The sequence below is a fragment of the Caballeronia sp. LZ034LL genome (assembly GCF_031451215.1).
GTDB lineage: Bacteria > Pseudomonadota > Gammaproteobacteria > Burkholderiales > Burkholderiaceae > Caballeronia.
On sequence record NZ_JARUXR010000001.1, the window covers coordinates 1421133 to 1435498 of the forward strand.

The 14366-nt window shown below is 64.8% G+C and carries 15 protein-coding genes; 12 read left to right on the forward strand and 3 right to left on the reverse strand.

Features of this window, described 5'->3' with window-relative positions; translation table 11 throughout:
• Together QCE83_RS06565 and QCE83_RS06570 are read left to right on the forward strand one after the other, a co-directional pair.
• A partial coding sequence (locus tag QCE83_RS06565) for an alpha/beta hydrolase (protein WP_309808253.1) occupies positions 1-750 on the forward strand: 750 nt, incomplete at its 5' end.
• Positions 751-1397: 647 nt separating this feature from the next.
• Positions 1398-1646, forward strand: a complete 249-nt coding sequence (locus QCE83_RS06570; protein ID WP_309808254.1) for a hypothetical protein — start codon at positions 1398-1400, stop codon at positions 1644-1646.
• 312 nt (positions 1647-1958) lie between these two features.
• Here QCE83_RS06570 and QCE83_RS06575 read toward each other — a convergent pair whose 3' ends face one another.
• Both QCE83_RS06575 and QCE83_RS06580 read right to left on the reverse strand, forming a co-directional pair.
• Positions 1959-2783, reverse strand: a complete 825-nt coding sequence (locus QCE83_RS06575) for an NRDE family protein (protein WP_309808255.1) — start codon at positions 2781-2783, stop codon at positions 1959-1961.
• Between the two features lie 12 nt (positions 2784-2795).
• Entirely contained in the window at positions 2796-3782 is a 987-nt protein-coding gene (locus QCE83_RS06580; protein ID WP_309808256.1) for a folate-binding protein, read from the reverse strand.
• A gap of 100 nt (positions 3783-3882) precedes the next feature.
• On the opposite strand from QCE83_RS06580, the gene mltG reads away from it, so the two are divergent.
• The 10 genes from mltG to QCE83_RS06630 all read left to right on the forward strand — a co-directional run bounded on the left by mltG (position 3883) and on the right by QCE83_RS06630 (position 13537).
• Entirely contained in the window at positions 3883-4893 is a 1011-nt protein-coding gene (gene mltG, locus QCE83_RS06585) for an endolytic transglycosylase MltG (protein ID WP_309808257.1), read from the forward strand.
• Positions 4894-5514, forward strand: a complete 621-nt coding sequence (gene tmk, locus QCE83_RS06590; RefSeq protein WP_309808258.1) for a dTMP kinase — start codon at positions 4894-4896, stop codon at positions 5512-5514.
• Positions 5515-5532: 18 nt separating this feature from the next.
• Positions 5533-6573 carry a DNA polymerase III subunit delta' gene (locus tag QCE83_RS06595; protein WP_309808259.1) on the forward strand — a complete coding sequence of 347 codons (1041 nt, stop codon included), beginning with the start codon at positions 5533-5535 and terminating at the stop codon, positions 6571-6573.
• 30 nt (positions 6574-6603) lie between these two features.
• A complete protein-coding gene (locus QCE83_RS06600) occupies positions 6604-7131 on the forward strand; it encodes an N-acetyltransferase family protein (RefSeq protein ID WP_309808260.1) in 528 nt (175 codons plus the stop codon).
• A 16-nt stretch (positions 7132-7147) separates the two neighbouring features.
• Positions 7148-7933, forward strand: a complete 786-nt coding sequence (locus tag QCE83_RS06605) for a TatD family hydrolase (protein WP_309808261.1) — start codon at positions 7148-7150, stop codon at positions 7931-7933.
• A 120-nt stretch (positions 7934-8053) separates the two neighbouring features.
• Positions 8054-8767, forward strand: coding sequence for an ankyrin repeat domain-containing protein (locus QCE83_RS06610; protein WP_404984220.1), 714 nt, complete (start codon positions 8054-8056; stop codon positions 8765-8767).
• A 106-nt stretch (positions 8768-8873) separates the two neighbouring features.
• Positions 8874-9230 (forward strand): Rap1a/Tai family immunity protein, encoded by a 357-nt coding sequence (locus QCE83_RS06615; protein ID WP_309808262.1) that lies wholly within the window; start codon positions 8874-8876, stop codon positions 9228-9230.
• Positions 9231-9454: 224 nt separating this feature from the next.
• Positions 9455-10708 (forward strand): mechanosensitive ion channel domain-containing protein, encoded by a 1254-nt coding sequence (locus tag QCE83_RS06620; protein WP_309808263.1) that lies wholly within the window; start codon positions 9455-9457, stop codon positions 10706-10708.
• 104 nt (positions 10709-10812) lie between these two features.
• Positions 10813-12198 (forward strand): alpha,alpha-trehalose-phosphate synthase (UDP-forming), encoded by a 1386-nt coding sequence (gene otsA / locus QCE83_RS06625; RefSeq protein ID WP_309808265.1) that lies wholly within the window; start codon positions 10813-10815, stop codon positions 12196-12198.
• A gap of 268 nt (positions 12199-12466) precedes the next feature.
• Entirely contained in the window at positions 12467-13537 is a 1071-nt protein-coding gene (locus QCE83_RS06630) for a glycosyltransferase family 4 protein (RefSeq protein WP_309808266.1), read from the forward strand.
• Between the two features lie 107 nt (positions 13538-13644).
• On the opposite strand, the gene QCE83_RS06635 is transcribed toward QCE83_RS06630, so the two are convergent.
• Entirely contained in the window at positions 13645-14235 is a 591-nt protein-coding gene (locus QCE83_RS06635; RefSeq protein WP_309811509.1) for a YSC84-related protein, read from the reverse strand.
• Positions 14236-14366 lie beyond the last annotated feature (131 nt).

Sequence of the window (14366 nt, forward strand, 5' to 3'; positions counted from 1 at the left end):
CTTTGTGTTTATTATTTTGCGTGTCTCTTTTATCTTCTTTGTTTTTTTCTTACGGTCGGCAGCGTCGCGACGCACGATGCGCTGTGCCGCAAGCTCGCACACGATGCGGGCTGCGCGGTGGTGTCGGTGGATTACCGGCTTGCGCCCGAGCACCGCTTTCCCGTCGCGGTGAACGACGCGTTCGACGCGTTGCAATGGCTGGCGCGCGAGGCGGGCACGTTCGGCATCGATGCGGCGCGGCTGGCGATCGGCGGCGACAGCGCGGGCGGCACGCTGGCCACGGTGTGCGCGGTGCTGGCGCGCGATGCGGGCATCGGCTTGCGGCTGCAATTGCTGATCTATCCGGGCACGAGCGCCCGGCAGCAGAGCGCGTCGCACGCGCAACTGGCGGAGGGTTATCTGCTTTCGGGGGAGACCATCCAGTGGTTCTTCGCCCAGTATCTGCGCGATGACCGCGATCGCGACGACTGGCGCTTCGCACCGCTCGATGCGGCGGGCGGCGTGCCCGACATGGCGGGCGTCGCGCCGGCGTGGATCGCGGCGGCGGATCACGATCCGCTGTTCGATGAAGATGTCGCGTATGCGGAGAAGCTGGAGCAGCAGGGCGTGCGGGTGACGCTCAGGCGCTATGAAGGCATGATCCACGAGTTCTTCAAGATGGGCGGCTTCGTGCCTGAAGTGGCTGATGCGCATGCGGAAGCGGTGAGGGCGCTGCGGGAGGCGTTTGAAAGGGTGAGGGATGGAGTTTGAGTATCGTCTGAAATGTCGGGCGGGTGGATTCTTCAGGATTGCTGGATGATAGGATCGGGAAATTCAGTGATCAGGGAAGAGCTTGCCCTGAACGACCGTCCAATCCCACTGTCTTGTATGTATGTCAGATGACTATGCAGCAGAGCACGGTTTTCCCCGCAGTCCCATGTGTGCACGTTCAGGCACTATCTCTCTCGTTCAATGGCTCGTCGCTTTTGATGCATGCGCAGGAGGGATGCATCAATCTCCGTTCACGAATGGAGGATTTCGTTCGCGACGTGGAAGCCGCTGTAGCTGATTCTCCGGAATGCTACATTCCTTTGACCGTTCGATACTAAAACAATGCAAATCAGGAGCTACCGATCCTTATTGAGAGCGGGTGTATATGCCATCATTGCTGTTCTTGTTGCTCTTCTCGTCGCCTGGAATAGGCTCGCTCTGATCGAGTACTACGGCGACGGCCCGCCGTATTACTCGCGGACGACCAACATGGACGTATGGTTCAATCCCATCCCCATAATGACCTTGGTGGACAGCATCGGCGCATTGATCATCGGGGGCACTGTCTACCTGATAAGACGCATACGTTGAGCCCGCGACTTAAAACCCGCTACAACTGACTCTCCGGAATGCGACATCCCTGACCCATGCAAATCAGAAGCTACCGGTCCTTATTGAGAGCGGGTCTATATGCGATCGTTGCTGTTCTTGTTGCTCTTTTCGTCGCCTGGAATGCGTTGAATCTGAACGAGGCCTACGGCGACGGCCCGCCGTACTACTCGCGAACCACCAACATGGACCTATGGTTCGATCCCGTCCCGATACTTGCCTTGGTGGACAGCATCGGCGCACTGATCATCGGGGGCATTCTGTACATGATGCGACGCACGCGCTAAGTCCGCGACCTGGAACCCGCTACAACTGATTCTCCGGAATGCGACATCCCTAGCCAATGCAAATCAACAGCTGCCGGTCCTTATTGAGAGCGGGCTTATAAGTCATCGTTGCCGTTCTCTATGCTCTTCTCGTCGCCTGGAATGTGCTCGCTCTGACTGAATACTACGGCGACGGCCCGCCGTATTACTCGCGGACCACCAACATGGACAAATGGACAAATCCCATCCCCATAATGGCCTTGGTGGACAGCATCGGCACGCTGATCATCGGGGGCATTCTCCACCTGATGCGACGCACGCGCTAAGCCTGCGTCAATCGCGTTCCACTTCGAACTCAAAAGCCCGCTCGAACGCCCCGGGCCGCACGATCCGATGCGAGCCGTCATCATCACTGCGTTCCTTGATATCGACCGCGAGCCCATGCGGCATCAAGTCCACGCGCAACGCCGTAGTGCTGCGCGTCCCGTACTCGGGCGTCTCGATGAACGCCGCCGACAACACGCGTTCCCGTTCGATCGAAATGCCGGTGGAGGGCAGCAGCGCGTCATTGGCCGTACGCGGATCGCGCAAGGTGTCGATCAGCACTTCGAGCGAAGGCCGCTCGTCGGCGTGAATCAGATCGTGCAAGGCATCGCGCTGCGCCACCAGCTTCGGCCACGGCGTGTTCAGCAAACTGTTCGACAAGCCGTGCACGCCCGCTTCGAGCAAGGCAGGCGGCGCATCCGCCCGATTGCCATACCAGCCCAGTTCACGCCGCGTGAAATCGCCGCACAGCAGGTTGAAGCCGTTATAACGCTGACCTCGCTCAGCGACTCGTTCGAGATACGTCAGCGGCGCAAGCCGTTCGCCCGCGAGAAAGTCGCTCACCAGCGTGCCGCGGGTCGGCGCATCCGGGCGCGTCTCGCTCGGCGCGCGATAGTTCGTCAGCGCCGCAAACCGTCCGTCGCGCGACACACCCAGCCACGTGCCGCCGCCCGTGAGATCGCGACCCGCGAGCACGCCTGGCGCGTCGGTCCACCAGTGCATCGGCTCGGCGGTGCGGCGCAAGAATTCATCCCGGTTCGCCGACAGCGTCAGCAGCGCACGGCGCTCGCCAGGCGCGGCCGCGGGCTGCCAGTCAAAGACGATCAGGCACATGCGCGCGGGACCTCAGGCATCGGCGGGGAAGGCGTAGGGCAGCGGCGCAAATTCGAGCGCCGGGCCATCGGCGGAACCCACATGGACGCTGCCGTTGTCGAGCGCGGCCAGCTTGATCTCGACCAGGCAGTCCACGCCGCCGTCTTCCGCCGGCGCCGCATTGACGACCAGGCCGCACGGCTGGCCCGGATCGTCAGAATGGAACAGCTCTGTACCGGGCGCAGCCGCTTCGGTGTGCGCGAGCGCCGTGCGCCGCTTGATCGTGCCGCGATACTGGCTGCGCGCGACGATCTCCTGTCCCGGATAGCAACCCTTCTTGAAGTTCACGCCGCCCAGCACGTCGAAATTCACCATCTGCGGGACGAACTGCTCGACCGTCGCGTGCGTGATGCGCGGTTCGCCCGCGTGGATGTCGAGCCAGTCCCACATCTGCGCGGGCACCCGCACCAGTTTGTCTTCGAGCGCCGCGAGCTGCGCCTCCACCAGCGCCTTCGGCCCGACCCACAAAAAACGCGACCGATGCGCCGCATCCGGCACGCGGATCAGCGCGCCATTCGGACCTTCGACCTTCACGTGCACGCCGTCGGGCAGGGCATCGAAGATGCCGGACAGCGCCGCGCGCACGTCGCCCGCGAAGCCGACCGCGGCCACTTCCGGAGTCGCGTCGGAGAGTTTGGCTTTCAGCCGCAGCACGAACATCGACAGACGCTTCTGCACCGCCGCCTGCGTGTCCTGCGCGATCAGCAGGCGCACCGCGTCGGCCGTGCGCCACATCAGGAACGACGCCAGCAGCCGTCCCTTCGGCGAGCAATAACCGGCCAGTCGGGCCGTGGAGGCATCGAGATGCTGGACGTCGTTGGTGATCTGGTTGTGCAGGAAGGACGCGGCGTCCTCGCCCCTGACATCGATCACGCCGAACTGCGTGAGCGGCATGAACGCGCCGGCGGTCTTGACGGCTTCGAAATCGGCGGGGGCGAGGGTCGGGGTCTGGGAATTCATGGAGGTCGCGGCTGTCCTTTCAGAGAAGCCCGGACCGGTGAAAGCGACTCCGGCACAGGCGGCAAGTTATTATATTGGTCTTATCCCAAGCGTGTTCCGCATGTCCCTCTTGAAGAAATGCGTCGTGGCCATCGTGTTCGCCGCGCTGGTCGCGGCGGCCGTCGCGGGCGGAGTCGTCTGGTGGGCGCAGCGTCCCATGGCGCTCGCGACACCCGAGCTCGACGTCACCATCAAGCCGCACAGCAGTTTGCGCAGCGTAAGCAATCAGCTGAACCGCGGCGGCGTGCCGGTCGAGCCGGAGCTGTTCGTGCTGATGACCCGCGTGCTCGGCCTGTCCGCGCAGCTCAAGTCCGGCAACTACGCATTCAAGAGCGGCATCACGCCTTATGAGGTGCTGCAGAAGATCGCGCGCGGCGACGTCAACGAATACGTCGCAACGGTCATCGAAGGCTGGACGCTGCAGAAGATGCGCGCCGAACTGGACGGCAATCCCGCGCTCAAGCACGACACGGCCGGCATGAGCGACACGGACCTGCTGCGGGCGATCGGCGCCGCGGAAGTAGACCGGGCCTCGGCTGAAGGGCTGTTCTTCCCCGACACCTATCTCTTCGACAAGAACACCAGCGATCTCGCCGTCTACCAGCGCGCCTACCGGCTGATGCAGCTGCGTCTCACCGAGGCGTGGAACGCGCGCGCGCCGAATCTGCCTTACAAGACGCCTTATGACGCGCTGATCATGGCGTCGATCGTCGAGAAGGAAACCGGCCGCGCGCAGGACCGGCCGCTGGTCGCGGCGGTGTTCGCGAACCGGCTGCGCATCGGCATGCCGCTGCAGACCGACCCCGCCGTCATCTACGGTCTGGGCCCGGCCTATGGCGGCAAGCTCAGGAAGAAGGACCTGCAGACGGACACTCCGTACAATACCTACACGCGCATGGGCCTGCCGCCGACGCCGATCGCGCTGCCCGGCGTGGCCGCGTTGACCGCCACGCTCAACCCCGCCGCCAGCACCGCGCTGTATTTCGTGTCGCGCGGCGACGGCAGCAGCATCTTTTCCGACACGCTCGGCGACCACAACAAGGCCGTCGACAAATACATCCGGGGTCAATGAATGGTGCGCGGCAAGTTCATTACGTTCGAAGGGATCGACGGCGCGGGCAAGACCACGCATCTCGACTGGTTCCGGCAGCAACTCGCGGCGAAACTCGCGCCATCCGGCCATGCGGTCGTGATGACGCGCGAACCGGGCGGCACGCCGCTCGGCGAAACGCTGCGCGGCATCCTGCTGGACCAGCCGATGGACCTCGAAACCGAAGCGCTGCTGATGTTCGCGGCGCGCCGGGAGCACCTGGCGCAGGTGATCGAGCCCGCGTTGTCGCGCGGCGACTGGGTGCTGTCGGACCGTTTCACGGATGCCACTTTTGCGTACCAGGGCGGCGGTCGTGGCCTGCCGCGCGACAAGCTCGAAGCGCTGGAACGCTGGGTGCAGGGCGGTTTCCAGCCGGACCTGACCGTGCTGTTCGACGTGCCCACCGAAACCGCGAGCGAACGCCGCTCGGCGGCGCGCGCGCCGGACAAGTTCGAGCGCGAGTCGGAGACGTTCTTTGCGCGCACCCGGGGCGAGTATTTGCGCCGGGCCGCGGAGTCGCCGCAGCGCTTTGCCGTCATCGATGCCACCCGGACCATTGACGAGATTCGCAAGGAACTTGAAGAAACGATCGCAAGCCTCTGATTCAACACGATAAAAGCAATGATCTACCCTTGGCAGACCGATGACTGGCAACGCCTCCAGCAACTGCGCGCGCACTGGCCGCACGCGTTGCTGCTGCATGGCGAGGCGGGCATCGGCAAATTGCAGTTCGCGCAGCATCTGGCGCAAGGGCTGTTGTGCGAGGCGCCCGCGGCGAACGGCGAGCCCTGCGGCCACTGCCCGGCGTGCCTGTGGTTTTCGCAGGGCAACCATCCCGACTATCGCGTCGTGCTGCCGGAAGCGCTTGCGGGACTTGCCGCTGCCGCCTCCGGCGACGCCGACGCCCCCGCCGACAAAGCCGATGGCGACGAAGGCAAGAAAACGCGCGCGCCCAGCAAGGAAATCAAGATCGAGCAGGTGCGGGCGCTGCTGGACTTCTGCGCTTTGGGCTCGCATCGCGGCGGCGTGCGTGTCGTGGTGCTCTATCCGGCCGAGGCGCTGAATGTCGCCGCCGCCAATGCGCTGTTGAAGACGCTCGAAGAACCGCCGTCGGGCGTCGTGTTCCTGCTGGTGTCCGCGCGCATGGACCGGCTGCTGCCGACCATCGTGAGCCGCTGCCGTCAATGGCCGATGAGCGTGCCCGAGCCGGCGCAGGCGAACGCATGGCTCGCGGCGCAGGGTATCGACGATGCAGCGGGCCTGCTCGCACAGGCAGGCGGCGCGCCGCTGACGGCGTTGGCCCTGGCGAGCGACGAAAACCGCGCGTTGCGCGACTTCACGCTCGCCCAGCTCGCCGCCGGACCGAACTGTGACGCTTTTGCCTGCGGCGAGAACCTGCAGAAGCTGCCGGTGCCGCTCGTGCTCGGCTGGCTGCAACGCTGGCTTTATGATCTGCTCGCGCAGCGCACGGCGGGCCGGCCGCGCTACTTTCCAGGCGCGGCCAAGTCGCTCGCACGCTGTGCGCAGGGCGCGGATGCCGCCGCGCTCGCCCGCTACATGAAGACCGTCACACGGCAGCGCGCGGTGGAGAATCATCCGCTCAACGCGCGCCTCGTGTTCGAGGAACTGTTCCTCGGCTATCGCGGCATCTACGTCGCCTGACAGAGTGCCCGAGGCCTTTTCGATATCATCATGACTCTCCAGTACCGCGACGCCACCTTCGACGATCTGCCCGCCATCGTCGCCATCTACAATTCGACGATCGCCTCGCGCCAGGTCACCGCCGATCTCGAGCCAGTCACGCTCGAAAGCCGTCACGCATGGTTTTACGCGCATTCGCCGCAATCGCGTCCGCTGTGGGTCGTCGAGGAAGCTGGCGAGGTCATCGCCTGGCTGAGCTTCTCCGACTTCTACGGCCGCCCGGCGTATGCGCGCACCGTCGAAGTCAGCATCTATCTGCACGAGCGTGCCCGCGGCAAGGGCCTCGGCAAGGCGCTGCTGCGCGAGGCGCTCGAACGCGCGCCGTCGATGAAGGTCGATACCGTGCTCGGTTTCGTCTTCGGGCACAACGAAGCCAGCGTCAAGCTGTTCGCCGGCTTCGGCTTCGAAACCTGGGGCGCGCTGCCGCGCGTCGCGGTGCTGGACGGCGTCGAGCGCGATCTCGTGATCCTCGGCCTGCGTCTCGACACGCAGCGCGCCGCGCCACGGCACACGCATTAAGGATTAGGAGCCGCGCATGTTCGTCGATTCACACTGCCACATCAACTTCGAAGGACTCGCCGACCGCCTGCCCGACGTGCTCGACAACATGCGCGCGCATTCGGTCACGCATGCGCTGTGCGTGTCGGTCGATCTGGAAACGCTGCCCTCGGTGCTCGCCATCGCCGAACGCTACGAGAACGTGTATGCGTCGGTCGGCGTCCATCCGGATCACGAGGACATGCGCGAGCCGAGCGTGGACGAACTCGTCGAGCTGGCCGCGCATCCGAAAGTCTGCGCGATCGGCGAGACCGGCCTCGACTACTATCGCCTCGAAGGCCGCAGCCTGGCCGACATGGAATGGCAGCGCGAACGCTTCCGCACCCACCTCCGCGCGGCGCACAAGACCGGCAAACCGCTCATCATCCACACGCGCGCATCCTCCGACGACACGCTGCGCATCATGGAAGAAGAGGGCGCCGGCGTGCCGGGCGGCGTGATGCATTGCTTCACCGAACCGTGGGACGTGGCCGAACGTGCGCTTGCGCAGAACTTTCATATTTCGCTGTCGGGCATCGTCACGTTCAAGAGCGCGAAGGACGTGCAGGACGTGGCGCGCCGCGTGCCGCTGGACCGGCTGCTGATCGAAACCGATTCGCCTTATCTCGCGCCGGTGCCGTATCGCGGCAAGCCGAATGAACCTGCGTACGTGAGTCATGTCGGACGTTTTGTCGCGCAATTGCGCGAACAGCCGGAAGAAGCGCTGGCGCAGGCCACCACGGACAACTTCTTCCGTCTTTTCAAGATCGCGCGGGCAGGCTGAGGGCGGCCGCACCGCGTGTACAGCAACCTGTTTCAAGGCACTCCGAAGGCAACCATGAACAATTCGTCGATGATTTCCGCTCTTCCCGTGGCAAACACGTCAAACGTTTTCGCCGCGGACATGAAACACACGAAGGGCTCCGCGGGCTCGGCGCTGCGCCGGCTGGTCGCGGCGGCGCTCGTCGCCGGCTGTGCCATTGCGCAGCCGGTGTGGGCCGCGTCGGTGGATTCGCTCATCAAGGCGGTCAAGTTTGACGACATCTCGGCGGTCAAGAAGCAGCTCGCGCAGGGCGCGGATCCGAACACGGTCGACAACACCGGCACGCCGCTGCTCGTGATCGCGGCGCGCGAGAAATCCGACAAGGTTGGCCAGCTGCTCGCCGACAATCCGAAGACCGATCTGGAAAAGACCGACCCGGCCGGCGAGAACGCGATGATGCTCGCGGCCCTCAACGGCGACGCGACCTTCGTGAATGCGCTGATCGCCAAGGATGCCGAAGTGAACAAGAAGGGCTGGACGCCGCTGCACTATGCGGCGACCAACGGCCATGACGACATCGTGAAGCTGCTGCTGGACCATTCGGCCTATATCGACGCAGGCTCGCCGAACGGCACCACGCCGCTGATGATGGCCGCGCGCGGCGGACATCTGTCGACCTGCAAGCTGCTCCTCGACGAAGGCGCGGACTTGCGCGTCAAGAACCAGATCGGCATGACGGCCGTGGACTTTGCCCGCAAGTACGAGGCGAAGGATGTCGCCGAGGGTTTGCAGGCGCGCCTCGACTCGATGCAGCAGGGCGGTGCTGCGCCCAGCGGCGCAAACGGTGCAAAATAGCGCAGTGCTGCATGGACACGGGCGCACCCGGCGGTCAGGCGCGGCCGCCCCGGTGCCCCGACCCATCGCCCGGACCCAAGCCGCCGCTCAACATAAAAGGAAGATCATGCTGCGGGAAATCGTCATCGCCTGTGCGCTCGCGACACCTCTGTGCGCGTTCGCGTTCACCGGCAACGACCTGAACAAGCTGTGCACCAAAACCGACCCCAACTCGCGCACGGCCTGCGCGGCCTATATCGAAGGCGCGGCGGACGGTGTCTACAACACGATCGAGGCCATCGGCGGAACTTCCGGGCCGCAGGTCGGCCAGTACTTCTGCCTGCCGGCGGACGTGAAACCCCAGCAACTGACGGATGCGGTGCGCAAGTACATTGCCGGCAATCCGGACAAGGCCGATTTCAACGCCACGACCATGGTGTCGCTCGGCCTCGGCAAGGCGTTTCCCTGCAAGGCGGAACGCTGATGGCGGGCTGAACGGTCAAGCCCGGACGGCAGGAAGAGGGCTGGCGTCCCGCTTGCCGCCCCGTCTTTGGCCGCTGCCCGGCAAGATTCGCTGAACACGGTGCGGCTTCCGCACCGATGGTTTGTGACATCGCGCCCGCGGGTTCGTGACATCGCGCCCGCGCGATGCGCGCCGCCGTATCCACCTCGCCCTGTTTCCAACCCGAGGCTGATCCCGCGACCTTCATGCTTTCTTTCGATCACTTCCTCGACTTGGCCGAACGGCCGCTCGGCACCTGGCCGGGCGCGCTGATCGTCGCCGTCATCGCCGTGCTGTTCGCGGTGGGCGTGCATCGCGCGGGCGCGCGCATCCTGACCCGCATCGCGCGGCCGTATCCGCTGATGAGCGTCGTGCTGCGCTACATCGACAAACCCGCGCTGGTCCTGCTCATCATCCTCGGGCTCGGCTTCATGATCTTCGAGGCGCCCGACACGCTGCCGTTCATCGGCGTGCTGCGCGATGTCGAGACCGTCGCGCTGATCGTCGCGCTCACGTTCCTTGCGGCGCGCTCCGCAGGGGCGGTCGGCGAGGCGATCGTGCAGGCGCATCCGCTCGACACCGACGACAATCTCGATGCCCGCCGCATCCACACGCAGGCGCGCGTGCTCGCGCGTTCGGTGATGGTGGTGATCGTCATCATCGGTTTCGGCGGGGCGCTGATGGCGTTCCCGAGCGTGCGCCAGATCGGCGCGAGCCTGCTGGCGTCGGCGGGCGTCGCGGGACTGGTCGCCGGTATCGCCGCGCGGCCGGTGCTCGGCAATCTGATCGCGGGCCTGCAGATCGCGCTGTCACAGCCGATCCGCCTCGACGACGTCGTCGTCATCCAGGGCGAATGGGGGCGGGTGGAGGAAATCACCGGCACCTACGTGTCGATCCGCATCTGGGACCAGCGCCGGCTGATCGTGCCGCTGCAGTGGTTCATCGAAAATCCGTTCACGAACTGGACCCGCAACAGCTCGCAGATCATCGGCACGGTGTTCCTCTATGTGGATTACCGCATGCCGCTCGCGCCGCTGCGCGAGGAACTGGAGCGCATTCTCGCGCATGCGCCGGAATGGGACGGTCGCGTACAGGTGCTGCAGGTCACCGACGCGACGGATCGCGCGCTGCAACTGCGCGTGCTCGTCAGTTCGTTCGATTCCGCGCTGAACTGGGACCTGCGCTGCCGCGTGCGCGAGGGACTCGTGAATTTCGTGCAGGCGGCGTATCCGAACTACCTGCCGCGCGCCCGGGCGGATCTTTCGACGGACAAGGAAAGCCACGTCGATTTCGCGCCACCGCTCCAGCGCCCGGGCCTGGCGCCGGATAACGCGGCCGGCGCGGCCAATACCGCCAATACCGCCGCCGATCCGGTCGCGAGCCGCGGCGAGGCGAGCGGACCGGACCCGCATGCGCATTCGGCGGCGTCTACCGCACCGACGCGCGGCGAAAAGACGTGAACAATGGAACCGGCTGACGGATCGCGCGCCGTGAATGGAAACCCCGCGGACAATTCACAGTCGAAAAACATGACCCACATGATCAAAGAGGAAAAGGCAAGCTTATGAGTCGTCTCGTCGTCGTATCCAACCGGGTCGCCACGCCGACCGAAACCAAGGGCTCTGCGGGCGGGCTGGCTGTCGGCGTCTTCGGCGCGCTGAAGGACAGCGGCGGCGTCTGGTTTGGCTGGAGCGGGGACGTGGTGAGCGAAACCGTGGCGAACCAGGGCCCCAAGCTCGAACAGGACGGCGCCGTGACCTTCGCCACCGTGGGCCTGACGAAGAAAGACTACGACCAGTATTACCGCGGTTTTTCGAACGCGATGCTGTGGCCGGTCTTCCACTATCGCAACGACCTCGCCGTCTACGATCGCGACGAATACGCCGGCTACCGGCGCGTGAACGCCTGGCTCGCGCACAAGCTGATCAAGCTGCTCGAACCCGACGACGTCATCTGGGTCCACGACTACCACATGATCCCGTTCGCGGAAGCGCTGCGCTCGGAGGGCATCAAGAATCGCATCGGTTTCTTCCTGCACATTCCGTTTCCGTCGCCGCAGATCCTGCTGAACATTCCGCCGCACGAGGAACTCGTCAAGTCGCTGTGCTGCTACGACGTCGTGGGCTTCCAGACCGAAGGCGACCGCGTCGCGTTCCACGATTACATCGTGCGTCATGCACACGGCACGGCCACCGCCGACGGTCACGTCGAAGCCTTCGGCCGCAAGCTGACGACGAACGTGTACCGCATCGGCGTGTTCCCCGATGAAATCGCCGAGCAGGCCGAGCGCGGCGAAGCGCGTCAGGACGTGATGGACCTGAAACAGAGCCTCGAAGGCCGCAAGCTCATCATGAGCGTGGACCGGCTCGATTATTCGAAGGGACTGGTCGAGCGTTTCCGCGCCTTCGAGCATTTCCTGGAGAAGTCGCCGGAGTGGCGCGGCAATGTCACGCTCGTGCAGATCGCGCCGCCGACGCGTTCCGACGTCGAAAGCTATCAGCAGATCCGCCAGAACCTCGAATATGAAGCGGGGCGCATCAACGGCCGCTATTCGGGCCTCGACTACACGCCGATCCGCTACCTGAACCAGCGCTATGACCGCTGGAAGCTGATGTCGCTGTTCCGGGAATCGCAGGTCGGATTGGTGACGCCGTTGCGCGACGGCATGAACTTGGTCGCGAAAGAGTATGTCGCCGCGCAGAATCCGGACGATCCCGGCGTGCTCGTGCTGTCGCAATTCGCCGGCGCCGCCGACGAGATGACCGGCGCGGTGCTGGTGAATCCGCACGATATCGTCGGCACGAGCGAGGCCATTGCGCGCGCGCTCACCATGCCGCTCGCGGAACGCCAGCAGCGCTACGAAGCCAACATGAATGCGCTGCGCAAGCACGATCTGGGCGTCTGGCGCGACGATTTCCTGACCCACCTGCGCGGCGTCTCCAAGTCGTAACGGCTGTCCGAAACGATTGTTTCGGCCCTGTAACAGAGCGATGAAAGTGCAAGAGTGGGCAGGGCGGCCGCCGTTCTCCTTCGATAATGCCGATACGCGTCGGCGACTCGCACGCGGCATTCCGATGACAGGACATTGATCTGATGTAAGGGCAAACCTCGTGGCCGGGCTGTGGGCCGGCTGTCATACTCGATGCCGCAGGGCGACGGTTCGCATAATGGGTGCGCTGGCGTGCGCTGCCGTCGATATGCTCATGGAGACGAGAACGATGAGAATTGCCCAGATCGCCCCGCTGACCGAATCGGTGCCGCCGAAGCTCTACGGGGGCACGGAACGTGTCGTGTCGTATCTCACCGAGGCGCTCGTGGAACTCGGTCACGAGGTCACGCTGTTCGCCACCGGCGATTCCCAGACCAGCGCCCGCCTGGAGGCGGTCTGGCCGCGCGCGCTGCGGCTCGATCCGGCGATCCGCGACCGCATCGCGCCGCACATGCTGCTGCTGGAACTGGTGCGCCGCCGGGCCGAAGAGTTCGACGTGCTGCACTTCCACATGGACTACTACTCGTTCTCGCTGTTCAAGCGGCAGGAAACGCCGTTCCTCACCACGATGCACGGCCGCCTCGACCTGCCCGAGCAGCAGCCGGTCTTCGATACCTTCGACACCGCGCCGGTCGTGTCCATCTCGGACGCCCAGCGCCATCCGTTGCCGCAAGCCAAATGGGTGTCGACGGTCTATCACGGGCTGCCGGAAAAGCTCTACGTGCCGCAACCCGTTGAGCAGAAATATCTCGCCTTCCTGGGCCGTATTTCGCCGGAGAAGCGGGTGGATACCGCGATCCGCATCGCGGGACGCTGCGGCCTGCCGATCAAGATCGCCGCGAAAGTGGACTTCGCCGATCACGAGTACTTCGAGCGCGAGATCGCGCCGCTGCTCAAGCTGCCTTATGTGGAATTCGTCGGGGAAATCAACGACAGCCAGAAGGCCGAGTTCCTCTCGGGCGCGCATGCGTTGCTGTTTCCGATCGACTGGCCCGAGCCGTTCGGCCTCGTGATGATCGAGGCGATGGCCTGCGGCACGCCCGTGATCGCCTTCAATCGCGGCGCGGTGCCGGAAGTGGTCGATGAAGGGGTGTCCGGGTTCATCGTCGAGGATGAAATCGGCGCGGTGGCGGCCGTGAACCGGCTGCATACGCTGTCGCGCGAAGGCGTGCGCAAGCGCTTCGAGGACCGCTTCACGTCGCACCGCATGGCGCGCCAGTATCTCGACGCCTACAAGGCGGTCGTGCGGGCGCAGAAGCGGGCGCGTTTCCGGGTCATCGACCGCGCGACCACGACCTGATCCGTTTCATCCGCGCATGAGAAAACCGCCGTGCGGCGCGACCCGAAAGTCGTGCGGCACGGCGGTTTTGCCATGCGGCCCAGGCGACGGGCCGCGATGGAAGGGGATCAGAACTTCAGACGCGAGATCTTCGTGCCTTGCAGCGAGACGTCGGCCATCAGGCCGGCGTTGGTCAGCACGATGGCTTCGACCGGCTTGGTGGCCGTGGTGGTGTCGATGACGCCGTTCGCGCCCATCTTCACGAGTGCGACGGATGCATCCGCGCCTGCCGACCAGCCGTCGGAGTTGCGGAATTTGTCGAGCGCATCCTGCGTCATGAACAGGAAGATCAGCGCCTTCGACTGCGCGCCAGCCTGCAGGCCGAACGAGCCGGACGTCGTGCTGTAGTAGCCGACGCTGCTGCCGCCCACGCGCAGCGCGCCCTTGCCGTACTGGGCGCCGACGATGAAGCCTGCCTGCAGGACTTGCGGGAACACCAGAACGCCGCGCGCCTTCGCGACCAGCTCGCGCGAGCCGCCGACGGTGGCGTACAGGCGCTGGATGGTGGCGTCGACATCGGAGTCGATGGAGCGGCGCGCGTCCGCCGCGCCAGCGGACTGTTCAGCGCCCGAGTTGGTGTTGGTCGTGCAGCCGGCAAGCGCAAGGCCTCCCAGCGCCAGAACAGCGGTGGACTTGAGCATGAAGTTTCGTCTTTGCATCATTGTTCTCCATCGTGAAATGTGGAAACCCCATAGAGCGGGAGGGTGAAGCACACAAGTTATAGCACGGCCGCAAACCGGCACGGTTCTCCGTGCACAAGCTCGAAACCTTGCCGGACGCGGATTTTCAG

Coding starts and splice junctions, on each gene's coding strand:
- QCE83_RS06595 (WP_309808259.1), top strand. CDS start 5,533: ATGATCTACCCTTGGCAGACCGATGACTGGCAACGCCTCCAGCAACTG.
- mltG (WP_309808257.1), top strand. CDS start 3,883: ATGTCCCTCTTGAAGAAATGCGTCGTGGCCATCGTGTTCGCCGCGCTG.
- QCE83_RS06575 (WP_309808255.1), bottom strand. CDS start 2,783: ATGTGCCTGATCGTCTTTGACTGGCAGCCCGCGGCCGCGCCTGGCGAG.
- QCE83_RS06570 (WP_309808254.1), top strand. CDS start 1,398: ATGCAAATCAGAAGCTACCGGTCCTTATTGAGAGCGGGTCTATATGCG.
- QCE83_RS06605 (WP_309808261.1), top strand. CDS start 7,148: ATGTTCGTCGATTCACACTGCCACATCAACTTCGAAGGACTCGCCGAC.
- QCE83_RS06580 (WP_309808256.1), bottom strand. CDS start 3,782: ATGAATTCCCAGACCCCGACCCTCGCCCCCGCCGATTTCGAAGCCGTC.
- otsA (WP_309808265.1), top strand. CDS start 10,813: ATGAGTCGTCTCGTCGTCGTATCCAACCGGGTCGCCACGCCGACCGAA.
- QCE83_RS06600 (WP_309808260.1), top strand. CDS start 6,604: ATGACTCTCCAGTACCGCGACGCCACCTTCGACGATCTGCCCGCCATC.
- QCE83_RS06610 (WP_404984220.1), top strand. CDS start 8,054: ATGAAACACACGAAGGGCTCCGCGGGCTCGGCGCTGCGCCGGCTGGTC.
- tmk (WP_309808258.1), top strand. CDS start 4,894: ATGGTGCGCGGCAAGTTCATTACGTTCGAAGGGATCGACGGCGCGGGC.
- QCE83_RS06615 (WP_309808262.1), top strand. CDS start 8,874: ATGCTGCGGGAAATCGTCATCGCCTGTGCGCTCGCGACACCTCTGTGC.
- QCE83_RS06620 (WP_309808263.1), top strand. CDS start 9,455: ATGCTTTCTTTCGATCACTTCCTCGACTTGGCCGAACGGCCGCTCGGC.
- QCE83_RS06635 (WP_309811509.1), bottom strand. CDS start 14,235: ATGCAAAGACGAAACTTCATGCTCAAGTCCACCGCTGTTCTGGCGCTG.
- QCE83_RS06630 (WP_309808266.1), top strand. CDS start 12,467: ATGAGAATTGCCCAGATCGCCCCGCTGACCGAATCGGTGCCGCCGAAG.